Raw genomic sequence first — 17,871 nt, 5'->3', positions numbered from 1 at the left:
GCTCCTTAGTACAGTGAATGCTTGTTGTTTTCGATGAACTCTTTATCAATGCGCCCGAACATCTTGTAGTAACACCAGCTGGTGTAAATCAGGATGATAGGAACAAAGATTATCGCAACAATGGTCATCACTTTCAGCGTTAACAGGCTCGATGTTGCATCCCACATTGTCAGGCTAACATTTGGCACGGTGCTTGACGGCATAACAAATGGGAACATGGTGACCCCAGCAGTCAGTATCACACAGGCAATGGTCAGTGATGAGAACAGGAACGCCCAAGCCCCTTTTTCAAAGCGCGACAGCAAGATGGTGAACAGTGGCAGAATCACACCCAGTGCTGGCAGCGCCCACAAGCTTGGATACTTGTTGAAGTTAATCAACCAGGCACCCGCCTGATGTGCAACTTCTTTGCGCATCGGGTTAGATTGAGCTGCTGTATCCAATGCTGAAGTCACAACAAAGCCATCAATACCTTTAACTAACCAGATACCGGCCAGTAGGAAGGCAACGCTCATCACCAACGCAGAGATTTGCGCCGCAGCACGGGAACGCAAGTGCAGCTCCCCACGGGTACGCATTTGCAGGTAAGTTGCACCCTGCGTGACCAGCATAGTCAAGCTGACCACCCCTGCCAGTAAACCAAATGGGTTCAACAACTGGAAGAAGTTACCGGTGTAGAACAGACGCATATAGCTGTCCATATGGAACGGCACGCCTTGCAGCAAGTTACCGAACGCCACACCGAATACCACAGCAGGCACGAAGCTACCGACAAAAATGCCCCAGTCCCACATATTGCGCCAGCGGTTATTCTCCAGTTTAGACCGGTAATCGAAACCGACTGGACGGAAGAATAACGCAGCCAACACCAGAATCATTGCAATATAGAAGCCGGAGAATGCGGCGGCATAGACCATTGGCCAGGCAGCAAACAGCGCCCCACCCGCAGTTATCAGCCAAACCTGATTACCATCCCAATGAGGGGCAATCGAGTTAATCATAATGCGACGCTCTGTATCATTCTTCCCGATGATGCGCAGCAGGATACCGACGCCCATATCGAAACCATCAGTGACTGCGAAACCAATCAGCAGTACACCGATCAGCAGCCACCAGATAAATCGTAATACTTCATAATCAAACATAAGTGGACTCCTGTTTACCGTGCTTCCTGCACTGGGGCAGTCGGCTGCTCAAAATGATAACGGCCAGTTTTCAGGCTGCTAGGCCCAAGGCGCGCGAATTTGAACATCAGGTACATTTCTGCCACCAGGAACAGCGTGTACAGACCGCAAATCAGCCCCATGGAGAATAGGATATCCCCAGCAGTAACGGATGAGTTTGCAATTGCTGTCGGTAGCACTTCACCGATGGCCCATGGTTGGCGACCATATTCTGCCACAAACCAACCAGCTTCGACTGCAATCCACGGTAACGGAATACCGAACAATGCGGCACGCAGTAACCATTTCTTCTCACCAATCCGACCACGAACCACATTATAGAATGACAAGCCGATGATAATTAACATCAGGAAGCCACAGGCCACCATGATACGGAAAGCGAAGTACAACGGCAGAACGCGAGGAATAGAGTCCTGTGCTGCTAACTGAATTTGCTCTTCAGTGGCATCCGTTACGTTTTGTGTATAGCGCTTCAGTAACAGGCCGTAGCCTAAGTCTTGTTTCGCCTGACTGAATGCTTCACGCACAGCAGGGTCAGTATTACCCGCACGTAATTTTTCCAGCAGGCTGTAAGCATGGATACCATTACGGATACGGACTTCGTGCTGAGACATCAAATCACGTAAGCCGATAACTGGCGTATCCAGTGAACGGGTCGCAATTATCCCCAGGGCAAATGGAATCTGAACCGCAAACCGGTTCTCCATGGTTTCCTGATTGGGGATGGCAAATAGCGTGAAAGCCGCCGGAGGTGGCTGAGTTTCCCATTCAGCTTCAATCGCAGCCAATTTGGTTTTCTGCACATCACCCATTTCATAACCGGATTCATCACCCAGCACGATAACAGACAGTACGGCAGCCATACCAAAACTCGCAGCAATAGCAAAGGAACGTTTGGCGAACGGAATATCACGGCCTTTCAATAGATAGTAAGAACTGATACCCAGAACAAACATCGCACCAGTGACATAACCTGCTGCCACAGTGTGAACAAATTTCACCTGAGCAACTGGGTTTAACACCAATTCTGAGAAGCTCAGCATTTCCATACGCATGGTTTCAAAGTTGAAGTCAGATGCAATCGGGTTTTGCATCCAGCCATTCGCAACCAAGATCCACAGCGCAGAGAAGTTAGAGCCTAAGGCCACCAGCCAGGTTACGGCCAAATGCTGGTGTTTACTCAGACGATCCCAACCGAAGAAGAATAGACCGACGAAAGTAGATTCTAAGAAGAACGCCATTAAACCTTCGATTGCCAGAGGGGCACCGAAGATATCACCGACGTAATGTGAGAAATATGACCAGTTAGTCCCGAATTGGAACTCCATAGTCAGACCAGTAGCAACACCCAGAGCAAAGTTAATCGCAAATAACTTACCCCAGAACTTGGTCATATCTTTATAGATTTGTTTGCCAGACAGCACATAAACCGATTCCATAATTGCCAACAAAAACGCCATACCCAGCGTTAATGGGACAAATAAGAAATGGTACATAGCCGTTAAGGCAAACTGTAACCGTGACAGTTCGACAATATCAAACATCTTGACTCCTTGCTCCTCGCACGAAGACTCCGACTTGCGGCAACTGGACCTCCATTAATATTGGAAGTTTAGTCATAACCCGCAGTGAATGCCCAAAAAACACAACAAAAATAACAATATCAACTACCCAGTATTACACCGCGGTAATAGTACGCTTCTAATCCCACACAATAAATAGGATTTTACGTGACCCAGCTTCGAGTTCTGGATACAGGTCAATAAATAGGCCATTTACTTATCATAGCGTAATTTGATCCAAAACAATTTAAGCCCATATGAACATTATTGCTATATTCAAAAGTTGATTTAGAACAATTAATTCTTTTTAATGTTAATTAAAAGTTCAATTGTTTTTATATAATCCACAGCTGTTAAATAAATGTAATTTTATGGTTTAGTTAGTGCTTTATTACGTGGTTATTATGCGATCCAGGTTAACTTTTAAATTTATTATTTTCAGAGTGAGTTAAATCACATTTCCGAGTTTTATATGAATATATTAGTCTATCCTGAGGGAAGCGTTCGCAAGTGTTGCCATTTTGTTGCATGATAAAGTGCTATTACCTGATAAATGAATCCCCTACAATGAAAAAAATAGCACTCACCACATTACTTTGTATCAGCTCCCCCGCTTTCGCTGCACCACAAGTTGATATTACTATCTTGGGAACCTCTGATTTACATGGCACTTTCGTACCATGGGACTATGCCAGTGACAGCGAAAATCTGGCTGGTAGCCTGAGTCAAATAGCCACCAAAGTGCATAAAATACGGGCTGAACAGCCGAATATTATTTTGGTGGATGCTGGAGATACTCTTCAGGGCAACTTTGTCGAAACCTTTAAAAACGAACCTATCAGCCCAATGATCCTTGGCTTTAATGCCTTGAAATATGACGCTTGGGTGATGGGCAATCACGAATTCGATTTTGGCTTGAAAGTCCTTTCTACCTCATTAAAGCAATTTGACGGCGCAGCACTGGCGGGTAATATTTTCTGGGATTCAGGTAAACCCTACTTGCCTTCTTACAAAATTATTGAGCGCCAAGGGGTTAAAATCGGCATTATCGGGATGGATACCCCCATGACCGCCGAGTTTGCTCAGGGCACTGATCGCATTAATGGCATCCATTTCACTGATCCAATGCAAGAAGTGAAAAAGGTCATTCAGCAGCTCCAGCCCCAGGTAGATGCCATTGTTCTGGTGGCGCATATGGGGATCGACAATGAGAATCAGCGGCCCGGAACCGGTGTTGGCGATATCGCCAAAGCCAATCCAGAGCTTGCTGCCATTGTCGCGGGCCATATGCATGTGAAAGTTGATAAAGCGGTGATCAATGGCGTCATTATTACTGAGCCGGATAAATATGGCCGCGCCCTATCCCGTATTGATCTGAAATTTGAGCAACGCGACGGGAAATATCACCTGATAGACAAAGACAGCTACACCTACCCAATCAAAGGGGTTGAGTCTGATAAAACGCTGGAAGCACTCTATCAACCTTACCACGATATTTTGCGCGCTAATGCTAATCGAGTGATTGCGAAACTGAGCGGTACAAATTTGGTTCCGCCGGATGAGATCAAAGGTATTCCGCAAGTCCATGTGCAAGACACCGGCATCAGTGCGCTATATCAAGAAGCAGCACATTATTATGCCCCGCAGGCCCAAGTCATCGCCTTGCAGATTGATAATGACCGTCCCAAAATGGATGTGGGTGATATTACAGCTAAAGATATTGCATTCAACTATCAATATGCTGGCGGTGAAATCACGGTTTATGCCCTGACCGGCAAAGAGCTGAAGCAATATATGGAGTGGTCGGCTGGCTACTTTAACCAAGTTAAACCCGGCGATGTAACCTACAGCTTCAACCCGCAGCGCCGTGCCTCTAAATATTCGACTAATGACTTCTTTGATGGGGTGACATACACCATTGATTTACGTCAACCCGCGGGTACGCGTATCACCGACCTGCGCCTCAATGACGGCACCCCCGTCACAGATACCACTCCCATACATTTGGGCATGAACAGTTATCGGATGGGGCATTTAACGCAAAAAGGCGGCGTGCTCGAAGGGCAAAAATTCCCGATATTGTCGGACAGCAAAGCCCAATATGGTGAAGAAGAAGGCACTATCCGTAACCTAACGATTCACTATCTGACGGATGTTAAAGCGGGTAAATATGAGGGAAAACCTCAACAGCGCTGGCATTTGGTGGGTTTGGAGGGCTATGAGAAAGAGCGGCAGGTTGTTAAACAACTGATTAATGATGGCACTATAGCAGTGCCAGCCACGGATGATGGCCGCTATACCAACATTGCGTCGATCAATGTCAAAGATAAACTGTTTAAAGATAAAGCCAGTTACGATGCAGCGCTGACGACATCGCAGCAACAAGTTTCGGGCAGCAAAAATGAGCAGGTTAAACAGCAAGCTCAAACAGATATCGCTCTTATTACGGCACTGAATAAATTCTGATTGGGTATTAAAAGGCCACCCTAAGGTGGCCTGAGGTTGCTGACAAACCTCTTTTATCGCCCGATGACTGGCGGGGCGACTGCACCGATGGGCGCTCCGGTCGCTTACGCGACGACGACCCATTCGGCACATTTCCCCGCGAATCAACTTTGTCAACGGTCTGAGGCCACCCCAAGGTGGCCTCTATAACACAAGATTATTTATGGCTCTGGTAAACAGCTTTCACGGCATTACCAATTTCAGCCAGGCTACGGACGGTTTTCACGCCTGCAGCTTCCAGCGCAGCAAATTTATCATCCGCCGTTCCTTTACCGCCCGCAATGATGGCGCCTGCATGGCCCATACGCTTACCTTTTGGTGCAGTCACACCGGCGATGTAACCTACAACAGGTTTGGTCACGTGATCTTTAATATAAGCAGCCGCTTCTTCTTCTGCGTTACCGCCGATTTCACCGATCATCACGATCACTTCAGTCTGTGGATCTTCCTGGAACAACTTCAGGATATCGATGAAGTTAGAACCCGGAATCGGGTCGCCACCGATACCAACACAAGTTGACTGACCGAAACCGATATCCGTGGTTTGTTTTACCGCTTCATAGGTCAAAGTCCCTGAACGGGAAACAATCCCCACTTTACCCGGTAAATGAATATGACCCGGCATGATGCCAATCTTACATTCACCTGGGGTGATAACACCTGGGCAGTTCGGGCCGATCATCCGTGCATCAGACTGTTCCAATCTGACTTTTACTACCAGCATATCCAGTGTTGGGATACCTTCAGTAATACAGATAATCAATTTGATGCCGGCGTCGATAGCCTCCAAAATTGAGTCTTTACAGAACGGAGCTGGCACATAGATAACCGAGGCCGTAGCACCGGTTGCATCTACCGCTTCACGTACAGTATTGAATACTGGTAAGCCCAAATGCTGGGTGCCGCCTTTGCCTGGCGTCACACCGCCAACCATTTTTGTGCCATAGGCGATAGCTTGTTCGGAGTGGAAAGTCCCTTGGCTACCGGTAAAACCCTGGCAAATAACTTTGGTGTTTTTATCAATTAAAATAGACATTATTTAGCCCCCACTGCCGCTACAACTTGCTGAGCCGCATCTGTCAGGCTGGTCGCAGCAATGATATTCAAACCGCTGTCTGCCAGTTTTTTGGCCCCCAGCTCGGCGTTATTTCCTTCCAGACGAACCACGACTGGCACGTTGACGCCCACTTCTTCCACTGCACCAATGATGCCGTCAGCGATCAGGTCACAACGCACAATCCCGCCGAAGATGTTAACGAAAACTGCTTTCACTTTGTCATCAGACAAAATGATTTTGAAGGCTTCAGTCACACGCTCTTTCGTGGCACCGCCGCCAACATCGAGGAAGTTAGCCGGTTCACCGCCGTGCAATTTCACAATGTCCATGGTACCCATGGCCAGACCCGCACCGTTTACCATGCAGCCAATGTTGCCATCCAATGCCACGTAGTTCAGTTCCCACTGTGCAGCATGGGCTTCACGGGCATCTTCCTGGCTAGGATCGCGCATTTCACGCAATTCGGGTTGACGGAACAAAGCGTTACCATCAGCACCCAGTTTGCCATCCAAACAAATCAGATCGCCCTGCTTGGTGATAACCAGCGGGTTGATTTCAACCATCGCTAAATCGCGCTCCAGGAACAAGGTCGCCAGCCCCATAAAGATCTTGGTGAACTGAGCAACTTGCTTACCGGTCAGGCCCAGTTTGAAAGCCAATTCGCGACCTTGATAAGGCTGCGGGCCAGTCAATGGATCCAAAGCGATTTTGTGGATCAATTCTGGTGTTTCTTCGGCAACTTTCTCAATCTCAACGCCACCTTCAGTGGATGCCATAAACACCACCCGACGGGAGCTACGATCAATAACCGCGCCCAGATAGAGCTCTTTGTCGATATCAGTCGCCGCTTCAACCAAAATTTGGTGAACAGGTTGACCATGTGCATCTGTCTGGTAAGTCACCAGTTTTTTGCCCAACCACTGTTCAGCGAAAGCACGAATATCTTCTTTGCTATTAACCAGTTTCACGCCGCCCGCTTTACCGCGACCACCCGCATGCACCTGACATTTAACCACCCACGGGCCAGCACCGATTTTAGATGCGGCTTCTTCTGCTTCACGCGGTGTGGTACAGGCATAGCCAGTTGGCGCTGGCATGCCATACCGAGCAAACAGTTGTTTTGCCTGATATTCGTGTAAATTCATGATGTTCTATCCATATAAGGTCTGAGTTGAGCCGAAGCCTACCAGGTAGCCTGATTGCGCGGAGGCAGGTCATCAACACCTTGCAATCAGACTGACCTTGTCATTTATCTTTTTTATACGTCGAGCAGTAAGCGAGCTGGATCTTCCAGCATCTCTTTTACCGTCACCAGATAACCAACGGATTCTCGGCCGTCAATCAAGCGGTGATCGTAGGACAGTGCCAGGTACATCATTGGCAGAATCACTACCTGACCCTCTACCGCCATAGGCCTATCTTTAATGGCATGCATGCCAAGGATTGCGCTTTGTGGCGGGTTAATAATCGGAGTCGACATCAATGAGCCGAATACACCGCCATTGGTAATAGTGAAATTACCGCCGGTCAGCTCTTCAACTTTCAATTTGCCGTCACGACCTTTGATAGCCAATTCTTTGATTTTCTTCTCAATATCAGCCATGCCCATGGTGTCAACATCACGCAATACTGGGGTAACCAGGCCACGTGGAGTAGAAACGGCAATACTGATATCAAAGTAATTGTGGTAAACCACGTCTTCGCCATCAAGAGAAGCATTGACTTCCGGATAACGTTTCAGTGCTTCAACAACCGCTTTGATATAGAAAGACATAAAGCCCAAACGAACACCGTGGCGCTTCTCGAAAGCTTCGCCGTACTGCTTACGCAGGTCCATGATAGGTTTCATGTTGATTTCGTTAAACGTGGTCAACATTGCGGTGCTGTTTTTAGCTTCCAACAGACGCTCGGCAACACGTTTACGCAGACGAGTCATTGGCACTCGTTTTTCACTGCGGCCAGCCAGAGCGGCAACAGGTGCGACGGCTTCAACTTTGATTTCCGCTGCAGCTGGAGCTGATTTCTGGCTTGCCAGATGGCTATCGACATCTTCACGTGTGATACGTCCACCCACACCACTGCCTTTAATGGCCGAAGCATCAAGACTATGCTCAGCAATCAGGCGACGAATCGCTGGGCTGAGGGTATCGTTGCTTTCGACTTCCAAGCTGGCCGTCTGGCGCTGGGCAGGAGTTGACTCCGTGCTTTGGCTTTTTTCTTCTGTCGGTAGGCCGGAACTGTCACTTGGGCGGATGCGGCCCAATACCTGGCGTGAGAGCACGGTCGCGCCCTCATCTTCCAGGATGACGTCCAGAATGCCGTCTTGGCTGGCCGGAACTTCCAAGATTACTTTGTCCGTTTCAATCTCGACCAGCACTTCATCACGTTTGACGCTATCGCCCGGTTTCTTGTGCCAGGTTGCTACAGAACCATCGGCGACAGACTCAGGGAGGTCAGGAACATTAATATCTACGCTACTCATTCTCTATCCTTTATGTGTTAACCGGTCGCTATTCAACAGTCAGCGCGTCATTAACCAGCGCTTGTTGTTGTTTCTGGTGTACGGAAATGTATCCCACTGCTGGTGAAGCTGATGCTGGGCGGCCTGCATAACGCAAGGATGCACCAAATGGAATCACTTCACGGAAGTTATGCTGACTGCAATACCAGGCACCCTGGTTAAGCGGCTCTTCCTGACACCAAACAAAATCATGCACATGAGCAAAGGGTTCCAGCACCGCTTGTACCGCGTGATGTGGGAACGGATAAAGCTGCTCGATACGCACGATAGCAACATCGGTTTGCCCATTTTTGCGCCGTTGTTCCAGCAGGTCATAATAGACTTTGCCTGAACACATCACGACACGCTTAACGCCTTTCGGGTCCAGCTCATCGATTTCACCAATAGCCGGTAAGAAGCTACCATTGGCCAATTCATCCAGCGAAGAGACCGCTAATGGATGACGCAACAATGACTTAGGTGACATGACCACCAGCGGACGGCGCATACCACGCAATGCCTGACGGCGAATCATGTGGTAAACCTGCGCTGGCGTTGATGGGATACACACCTGCATGTTTTGTTCGGCACAAAGTTGCAGATAGCGCTCTAATCGTGCGGAGGAGTGCTCTGGACCTTGCCCTTCATAACCGTGCGGCAACAGCATGACCAGGCCACACATACGGCCCCATTTCTGCTCGCCGGAGCTGATGAACTGGTCGATAACCACTTGAGCACCGTTGGCAAAGTCACCAAACTGCGCTTCCCAGATAGTCAGCGTGCGTGGTTCTGCGGTGGCATAACCATATTCAAACGCCAGAACCGCTTCTTCCGAAAGCACCGAGTCCCATACCTGGAAATCACCCTGTCCGCTGTGAACGTTCGCCAGCGGCACATAAACAGAACCGTTTTTCTGGTTATGGATCACCGCATGACGATGGAAGAAAGTCCCACGCCCAGCATCTTCACCGGATAAACGGATAGGAATCCCTTCATCGACCAGAGTCGCGTAAGCCAGTGTTTCAGCACCGCCCCAGTCAAATGGTTTCTCGCCGCTGGCCATCAAGGCACGGTCACCATAGATTTTGGCTACACGGGATTGCATTTCAATAGCTTCTGGTGCATGGCTGATGCGGCGCGCCAGCTCTTGCAGGCGTTTCATCTCAACTTTGCTTGGATACTCTTCATCCCATTCGTGGTTCAGATAGGGTGACCAAGTGAAAGATTGCAGATTCATTGGACGCCATTCTTCCACCACACAATCGCCATGATCCAGTGCATCACGGTACAGGTTGACCATTTCCGTGGCATCTTCCAGGCTGGCGATATTTTGTTCTACCAGCTTGTCAGCATAGATTTTGCGCGGCGTCGGGTGTTTTTTAATCTTCTGATACATCACTGGCTGTGTTGCACTTGGCTCATCGGCTTCGTTATGCCCATGGCGACGGTAGCAAACCAGATCGATCATCACGTCACGTTTAAAGGTGTTACGGAAATCCAACGCCAGACGAGTCACAAACGCCACGGCTTCAGGATCATCAGCATTCACGTGGAAAATCGGAGCCTGTACCATTTTGGCGATATCAGTACAGTATTGGGTAGAGCGCGCATCCAGTGGGTTCGAGGTAGTGAAACCAATCTGGTTGTTGATAACAATGCGCACCGTCCCGCCCACTTCATAACCACGGGCTTGCGACATGTTAAGTGTTTCTTGCACCACGCCCTGCCCGGCAATCGCCGCATCACCATGAATAGTGATTGGCAATACCATATTGCTGCGCGCTTCATCCAGACGATCACGGCGTGCTCGTACCGAACCAATGACGACTGGGCTAACAATTTCCAAATGCGAAGGGTTAAAGGCCAGTGCCAGGTGAACCAGGCCGCCTTCAGTTTCCACATCGGATGAGAAACCTTGGTGATATTTAACGTCACCAGTCCCCAGATGCTCTTTGTGTTTGCCGGCGAATTCATCAAACAAATCTTCCGGTTTTTTACCCAACACGTTAATCAATACGTTCAGGCGACCACGGTGCGCCATTCCCAGAACCACTTCACGTGTTCCGTTTTTACCGGCATGGCGAATCATTTCTTTCAGCATGGTGACCAGCGAATCGCCGCCCTCCAGCGAGAAACGCTTAGCGCCTGGGAATTTAGCCCCTAAATAACGCTCCAAACCTTCAGCTGCAGTCAGTTCGCTCAGGAAGCGGCGCTTTTCTTCATCACTGAATGTAGGTTTCCCGACCACCGATTCAATCCGCTGCTGAAGCCAACGTTTCTCTTCAGTGTTGGTGATATGCATGTATTCAGCGCCAATCGAACCACAATAGGTCTGTTTCAGGGCGGCATACAGGTCAGACAGCTTCATGGTTTCTTTGCCGATAGCAAAAGAACCCACATTGAAGGTGTTCTGGAAATCGGATTCGGTCAGATGGTGATAAGCAGGGTCAAGGTCTGGAACAGACTCCTGCTTCCACAAACCGAGTGGGTCTAGGTTGGCATGTTGATGGCCGCGGAAGCGGAAGGCATTGATTAACTGCAACACCTTAACTTGCTTGGCATCATTTTCAGGATCACTGATGGATGAGTTATAACGAGAGGGATCCTTCGCCAAGCGACGGAAATACTCACGTGTTTGAGAGTGGAACTGATCAGGTTTTACACCCGTCGTAGGTAGTTGTAGAAAAATTGAACGCCAACTATCATCAACGGAACCAGGATCGGTTAAAAAGTCTTCATAGAGCTGCTCTATGTAGGACTGGTTCGCGCCCGCCAGATAGGAGGAATCCAGCCAGGCCTTCATTGCGCCGTTCTGCATCATGATCCCTTAAGCTTTGAAGCTTCAGTTTTCGCCGTGGTTAACATATACACCGTAGTATCAACGGTTTGCCGTAAAAACGGTTCACTCGACGTGCTTAATACACGTTCTGTTATGGACCTTAACGGTCCCGTTCAAGGAACCTCTAGAAGCAGACAACTTGTCGGCTTTTAGAGATTCCCTACCTTTAAGCAACCTGGGGAAGCATTCCCCAGGTTAATAAACTCACATCGTGTACTGCGTTGCAACTATCATGTGCACTGTAGCGCTTTTCATGCACTTCGCTGTAGCAACATAGACTTAATGTGGCCAATTGCTTTGGTCGGGTTAAGGCCTTTAGGACAAACACTGACACAATTCATGATGCTATGGCAGCGGAAAACACTAAAAGCGTCGTCCAGATCATCCAAACGTGCTGCTGTTTCAGTATCACGGCTATCTATCAGGAAGCGATAGGCGGCCAGTAACCCTGCCGGGCCAACAAATTTATCCGGATTCCACCAGAATGACGGACAAGATGTAGAGCAACAAGCGCACAGGATACATTCATACAGACCATCCAGTTTTTCGCGCTGTTCCGGCGATTGTAAATGCTCGCGCGCTGGCGGATTTTTGCCATCATTCAACAGGTAAGGTTTAATTTTCTCATACTGAGTATAAAACTGCCCCATATCGACCACTAAATCCCGCACCACTGGCAACCCCGGCAATGGGCGAATCACAATCTTTTTATTGCCCTTTTGCAAAGCCGAAATCGGTGTAATGCATGCCAGCCCATTTTTGCCATTCATATTCAAACCGTCGGAGCCACAAACCCCTTCACGGCATGAACGACGAAACGACAACGTTGGATCTTTTTCTTTTAACTGGATAAGGGCATCCAGCAACATCATATCCCGGCCTTCTTCCGCTTCTAACGTGTAATCCTGCATATGCGGCGCGTTATCGACGTCCGGGTTATAGCGATAAATTGAAAACTCAAGCTTCATGACCTTTTCCTCCGCAACGGGTTAGGATTTAACCCTATCAACACAACACATGCATTAGTAAGAACGCACTTTCGGCGGGAAGGCCGCGCGTAGCTTAGGTTGCATGTTTACCTCACGGCGGGTCATGCTTTCAGTGTCTGGCAAATAGAGCGAGTGACACAGCCAATTCGCATCATCCCGTTCCGGGAAGTCGAAGCGGCTATGCGCGCCACGGCTTTCAGTACGGAAGTTTGCAGACACGGCAGTGGAAAACGCAGTTTCCATCAGGTTGTCTAATTCCAGACATTCAATACGCTGGGTATTGAATTCACTGGAGGTGTCATCCAAACGGGCATTTTGCAGACGTTCACGGATAGTTTTTAGTTCTTCCAAACCATTGGCCATAGCATCACCTTCACGGAACACCGAGAAGTTATTCTGCATACAGGCCTGTAATGCTTTGCGGATCTCAACCGGATCTTCACCTGAACGGGTATTATTCCAACGGTTCATGCGCTCCAGTGATGCTTCAATATCAGACTCACTGGCATCGCGGCTAGCGCCCTGCTCCATCAAAGACTCTTGCAGATGCATACCGGCTGCACGACCAAATACCACTAAGTCCAGCAATGAGTTGCCCCCCAAACGGTTAGCACCGTGGACGGAAACACAGGCAATTTCACCCACAGCAAACAGGCCTGGGATGACAACATCTTCGCCCTTTTCATTCACTGTAATGGCCTGACCGGTCACTTTGGTTGGGATCCCGCCCATCATGTAATGGCACGTTGGAATCACCGGGATAGGTTCTTTGATCGGGTCAACATGGGCAAAGGTGCGTGATAGCTCAAGAATGCCCGGCAGGCGGGATTCCAGCACATCTTTACCCAAGTGATCCAACTTCAATTTGGCATGTGGACCCCAAGGGCCATCGCAACCACGACCTTCACGGATTTCAATCATAATGGAGCGCGCGACAACATCACGACCGGCCAAATCTTTGGCGTTCGGCGCATAACGCTCCATAAAGCGCTCACCGTGTTTATTCAGCAGATAACCACCTTCACCACGGCAACCCTCGGTCACCAACACACCCGCCCCGGCGATACCCGTCGGGTGGAGCTGCCACATTTCCATGTCCTGCACCGGAACACCGGCACGCAGAGCCATACCCACACCGTCACCGGTATTAATGTGCGCATTGGTGGTTGATTGGTAAATACGCCCGGCACCGCCGGTCGCCAACACCGTCGCCCGCGCTTTGAAATAGACCACTTCACCGGTTTCGATGCAGATAGCGGTACAGCCCACAAAAGCGCCGTCCTGATTCTTCACTAAATCCAGTGCATACCATTCGGAGAAAATCGTGGTGTGGTTTTTCAGGTTTTGCTGATAAAGGGTGTGTAACAGCGCATGCCCGGTACGGTCAGCAGCAGCAGCAGTACGCGCCGCTTGCTCACCGCCAAAGTTGAGCGACTGCCCACCAAATGGCCGCTGATAAATGCTGCCATCTTCTAAACGGGAGAAAGGTAGCCCCATGTGTTCCAGTTCAAGAACAGCCTCAGGGCCAGTTTTACACATATACTCGATGGCATCCTGGTCACCGATATAATCGGAGCCTTTTACCGTGTCATACATATGCCATTCCCAGTTATCTTCATGGGTATTACCCAGTGCAACAGTGATACCCCCCTGTGCAGATACGGTATGGGAACGGGTTGGGAAAACTTTAGATATCAGGGCACAAGACAGCCCCATTTGTGAAATTTGCAGAGCCGCGCGCATACCTGCGCCACCCGCACCGACAACAACAGCATCAAACTCTCTGACCGGCAGTTTCATTTAAGCACCCCACACCACAATGGTTCCATATAATAGATAAACCAGCAGCGTAATCACGACGGCCAGTTGTAACACCAGTCGTATCGCTATCGGCTTGATATAATCCGTTAATACCTGCCACAGACCAATCCAGGCGTGAGCCAGAATCGACAGCAATGTCAGCAGGGTAAACACTTTTGTGATGTGCGAAGCAAAGAAGCCACGCCAGATTTCGTAGGTGATATCTGGGACAATGACGACAAAGCCCAGAATATAAAGAACATACAGAGTGATGACGATCGCAGAAGCACGTAGTAACAGCCAGTCGTGTACTCCATTACGCCCTAACGCAGAAGCATTGCTTACCATACAAGGACTCCAGCTAAAACTGACAGCACCAAGGTTAACACCATTGCTACTTGGGCGGAGCGGGTCCCCGCAGCCAAGCTCTCTTCGATATAGCCGAAATCCATTAACAAGTGACGGATGCCACCGCAAATGTGATAGGCCAGCGCAGTCAGTATTCCCCAGAAGATGAATTTAACAAAAAAGCTATTCATGATAGCCGCAGCTTGCATGAACCCTTCTTGCGAAGAGACAGACAAACCTAACAGCCAGAGGAGGATACCCACGGCAACGAAAGTAATTACGCCAGAGACTCGGTGTAAAATGGACGCTATCGCAGTAACAGGAAATCGAATCGTTTGCAGATCCAAATTGACAGGTCTTTGTTTTTTCACGGTTTTGCCCACACAGCTCTTATTATTTTCCTTCCTCCGGGCCTGGGTGGGGATCAGACAGCGTTAAGAGCCGAAACCCTTCACATCGCACATTTAAACATAACATCCTGAATGCTTAGATGACGTGTTCTGTATAACGCTGGGTGCTCCTACTTCAGGGTAATCCGGAGACCTGGCGGCAGTATAGGGGGTTCACATTCTTATTACAATTCCCACACAATCTGATTGGTAACATTTCCCCTGAACAGTGATTACGATCACGCTTTACATAATTTACATAAAATTAATTATCTGATTTGACAAAGAATAAACATTTAAATTACAACTATGGTGGAAACAAACCCTATCATTCACTAAAGGTGTACAGATACACTTCCCCATAAGCTTAAGTTATGCAACAGTGTACTCAGTAAATATCCCCATATGTTTCGTAGGCAATGAAAAACGAATTATAAGAATTCAACAAATCCTTAACAAACAAGTAACGTCAGTTGACGATCGGCACGATTGAATCGTCCACCGCATTGGTAAGATACTCTGTACCCTAATTCACTTTTCAAGGTGAACACAGAGATGTGCTGATGAGGGGATGCCCAGCGGGTATCTAAGACATTTAGATTGTTAGGGGTTTTAAAATAAGCGCTAAGGAGACTGTAAATGGCTAATAAAAAAGCGACGCTGAATCTGGAAGGCGAAGCTGCGATCGAACTGGGCGTGCTATCCCCGACCATCGGCACTGACGTTATTGATGTTCGTGCCCTCGGTTCTAAAGGTTATTTTACCTTTGACCCCGGTTTTACCTCTACCGCATCCTGCGAATCAAAAATCACTTATATTGATGGTGACGAAGGTATTCTGCTGCACCGCGGCTTCCCGATTGCCCAATTGGCAAAGAATTCTACTTATCTGGAAGTTTGCTACATCTTATTGTATGGCGAAACTCCGACTGCAGAAGAGTATGAAACCTTCAAAGCGACGGTCACCCGCCACACCATGATCCACGAGCAGATAACCAGTCTGTTCCGTGGGTTCCGCCGCGACTCACACCCAATGGCAGTACTCTGCGGGGTGACGGGCGCACTGGCGGCTTTCTACCACGATGCGCTGGATGTCAATAATGAGCGCCATCGTGAAATCACCGCTTTCCGTCTGCTGTCCAAAATGCCGACGGTGGCGGCAATGTGCTACAAATACTCAATCGGTCAGCCGTTTGTTTATCCGCGTAATGATCTGTCTTATGCCGGTAACTTCCTGCGCATGATGTTCTCAACGCCATGCGAAGAATATGAAGTTAACCCGGTATTGGAACGCGCTATGGATCGTATTTTCATCCTACATGCTGACCACGAACAGAACGCTTCAACCTCGACAGTGCGCACTGCTGGCTCTTCTGGCGCGAACCCGTTTGCCTGTATCGCTGCGGGGATTGCTTCCCTGTGGGGGCCAGCTCACGGCGGTGCTAATGAAGCCTGTCTGAAGATGCTGGAAGAGATTAAAACTGTTGAGCACATTCCAGAGTTTATCCGTCGTGCAAAAGATAAAAATGACTCGTTCCGTCTGATGGGCTTCGGTCACCGTGTGTATAAAAACCACGACCCGCGCGCCACCGTGATGCGTGAAACCTGCCATGAAGTATTGAAAGAGCTAAAACTGGAAGACGATCTGCTGAAAGTGGCGATGGAGTTAGAGCATATTGCGCTGAACGACCCGTACTTCATCGAGAGAAAACTGTATCCAAACGTCGATTTCTATTCAGGTATCATCCTGAAAGCGTTGGGGATTCCGTCTTCAATGTTCACGGTAATCTTTGCTATCGCCCGCACCATTGGCTGGATTGCTCACTGGAATGAAATGCACGACGAAGGTATCAAAATTGCCCGTCCGCGCCAACTTTATACCGGTTATGCCGAACGTGACTTTAAGAGCCAACTGAAATAATAGACAGATTTTTTGCTATTTGATGTAAAAACGCCACCGTCTTAGGTGGCGTTTTTTATCCCCAAATTTATTGGAGCTACCGCTAAACAACAAGCTAACCCCTCTGTAGCTTCAATGACGAAGGGTAGAATTAGTGGATTGCACCACCAGCAATGTGCGAATCATGATCAATCTGTAATGCGATGGAAATCGCCAGTTCCAAAGCAATCACCACGGAGTGTGATGACATACTGGGCGCGCCAGGGTGATTGACCGCCTGTTCCGGTAAATAAGGGATATGAATAAAACCGCCCTTAACTTCGTCATTGGCCTGATGTAACCGATGTAATAACCCATACATCACGTGGTTACAGACATAGGTTCCGGCAGTCTGGGACACAGAGGCCGGAATACCCGCCTCACGGATACCCTGCACCATGGCCTTGATAGGCAGACGGGTGAAGTACGCTGCCGGGCCATTTTCCACTATGGGTTGGTCTATGGGCTGATTTCCCAGATTGTCTGCAATGCGGGCATCATCAATATTAATGGCCACCCGCTCAATGCTAATCTCGGCACGGCCTCCCGCCTGACCAATAGCCAATACCAACACTGGCTGAACTTCATCTATAGCGGCATTCAGCGCGATCAGTGCTTCGCCAAAAGCACAAGGTAATTGGCGGGCCACCACTTTAACCCCGCCGAGCATCAGATCATTGAGCTGTTTGACCACTTCCCAAGAAGGATTAACCCGCTCCCCGTCAAAGGGCTCAAACCCGGTAATTAATACACTTTTCAT

Annotated in this window: 13 protein-coding genes; 2 read left to right on the top strand and 11 right to left on the bottom strand. The window is 48.8% G+C overall.

The window, feature by feature from the left end:
• Positions 1 to 5 precede the first annotated feature (5 nt).
• Both cydB and cydA read right to left on the bottom strand, forming a co-directional pair.
• A complete protein-coding gene (gene cydB, locus DX162_RS12560; RefSeq protein ID WP_004393310.1) occupies positions 6 to 1,145 on the bottom strand; it encodes a cytochrome d ubiquinol oxidase subunit II in 1,140 nt (379 codons plus the stop codon).
• Positions 1,146 to 1,159: 14 nt separating this feature from the next.
• Entirely contained in the window at positions 1,160 to 2,728 is a 1,569-nt protein-coding gene (cydA, locus tag DX162_RS12555; RefSeq protein WP_004393311.1) for a cytochrome ubiquinol oxidase subunit I, read from the bottom strand.
• A gap of 585 nt (positions 2,729 to 3,313) precedes the next feature.
• On the opposite strand from cydA, the gene DX162_RS12550 reads away from it, so the two are divergent.
• On the top strand, positions 3,314 to 5,212 hold the full coding sequence (locus DX162_RS12550) for a bifunctional metallophosphatase/5'-nucleotidase (protein WP_004393312.1): 1,899 nt from the start codon (positions 3,314 to 3,316) through the stop codon (positions 5,210 to 5,212).
• A gap of 196 nt (positions 5,213 to 5,408) precedes the next feature.
• On the opposite strand, the gene sucD is transcribed toward DX162_RS12550, so the two are convergent.
• The 8 genes from sucD to sdhC all read right to left on the bottom strand — a co-directional run bounded on the left by sucD (position 5,409) and on the right by sdhC (position 15,167).
• On the bottom strand, positions 5,409 to 6,287 hold the full coding sequence (gene sucD, locus DX162_RS12545; protein ID WP_032821147.1) for a succinate--CoA ligase subunit alpha: 879 nt from the start codon (positions 6,285 to 6,287) through the stop codon (positions 5,409 to 5,411).
• Positions 6,287 to 7,453, bottom strand: a complete 1,167-nt coding sequence (gene sucC / locus DX162_RS12540) for an ADP-forming succinate--CoA ligase subunit beta (RefSeq protein WP_004393313.1) — start codon at positions 7,451 to 7,453, stop codon at positions 6,287 to 6,289. The genes sucD and sucC overlap by 1 nt, the downstream gene beginning before the upstream one ends.
• A 113-nt stretch (positions 7,454 to 7,566) precedes the next feature.
• On the bottom strand, positions 7,567 to 8,790 hold the full coding sequence (gene odhB / locus DX162_RS12535; protein ID WP_004393314.1) for a 2-oxoglutarate dehydrogenase complex dihydrolipoyllysine-residue succinyltransferase: 1,224 nt from the start codon (positions 8,788 to 8,790) through the stop codon (positions 7,567 to 7,569).
• Positions 8,791 to 8,818: 28 nt separating this feature from the next.
• Entirely contained in the window at positions 8,819 to 11,626 is a 2,808-nt protein-coding gene (gene sucA / locus DX162_RS12530) for a 2-oxoglutarate dehydrogenase E1 component (RefSeq protein ID WP_032821148.1), read from the bottom strand.
• A 272-nt stretch (positions 11,627 to 11,898) separates the two neighbouring features.
• Positions 11,899 to 12,615, bottom strand: a complete 717-nt coding sequence (locus tag DX162_RS12525) for a succinate dehydrogenase iron-sulfur subunit (protein ID WP_004393316.1) — start codon at positions 12,613 to 12,615, stop codon at positions 11,899 to 11,901.
• A gap of 54 nt (positions 12,616 to 12,669) precedes the next feature.
• On the bottom strand, positions 12,670 to 14,436 hold the full coding sequence (gene sdhA, locus DX162_RS12520) for a succinate dehydrogenase flavoprotein subunit (protein ID WP_004393317.1): 1,767 nt from the start codon (positions 14,434 to 14,436) through the stop codon (positions 12,670 to 12,672).
• The gene (sdhD, locus tag DX162_RS12515) at positions 14,437 to 14,784 is read right to left on the bottom strand and encodes a succinate dehydrogenase membrane anchor subunit (RefSeq protein WP_004393318.1); all 348 of its coding nucleotides are present in this window, start codon (positions 14,782 to 14,784) and stop codon (positions 14,437 to 14,439) included. It lies immediately after the preceding gene.
• On the bottom strand, positions 14,778 to 15,167 hold the full coding sequence (gene sdhC, locus DX162_RS12510; protein WP_032821149.1) for a succinate dehydrogenase cytochrome b556 subunit: 390 nt from the start codon (positions 15,165 to 15,167) through the stop codon (positions 14,778 to 14,780). Before sdhC ends, sdhD begins: the two co-directional genes overlap by 7 nt.
• 645 nt (positions 15,168 to 15,812) lie before the next feature.
• Between sdhC and DX162_RS12505 the strand changes: the two genes are divergently transcribed.
• On the top strand, positions 15,813 to 17,093 hold the full coding sequence (locus tag DX162_RS12505) for a citrate synthase (RefSeq protein WP_004393319.1): 1,281 nt from the start codon (positions 15,813 to 15,815) through the stop codon (positions 17,091 to 17,093).
• Positions 17,094 to 17,223: 130 nt separating this feature from the next.
• On the opposite strand, the gene pcp is transcribed toward DX162_RS12505, so the two are convergent.
• On the bottom strand, positions 17,224 to 17,871 hold the full coding sequence (gene pcp, locus DX162_RS12500) for a pyroglutamyl-peptidase I (RefSeq protein WP_004393320.1): 648 nt from the start codon (positions 17,869 to 17,871) through the stop codon (positions 17,224 to 17,226).

The organism is Yersinia kristensenii, from assembly GCF_900460525.1.
Classification (GTDB): Bacteria; Pseudomonadota; Gammaproteobacteria; order Enterobacterales; family Enterobacteriaceae; genus Yersinia; species Yersinia kristensenii.
Note: the sequence above shows the minus strand (reverse complement) of the source record. Positions and strands in the feature narration are given on the sequence as shown.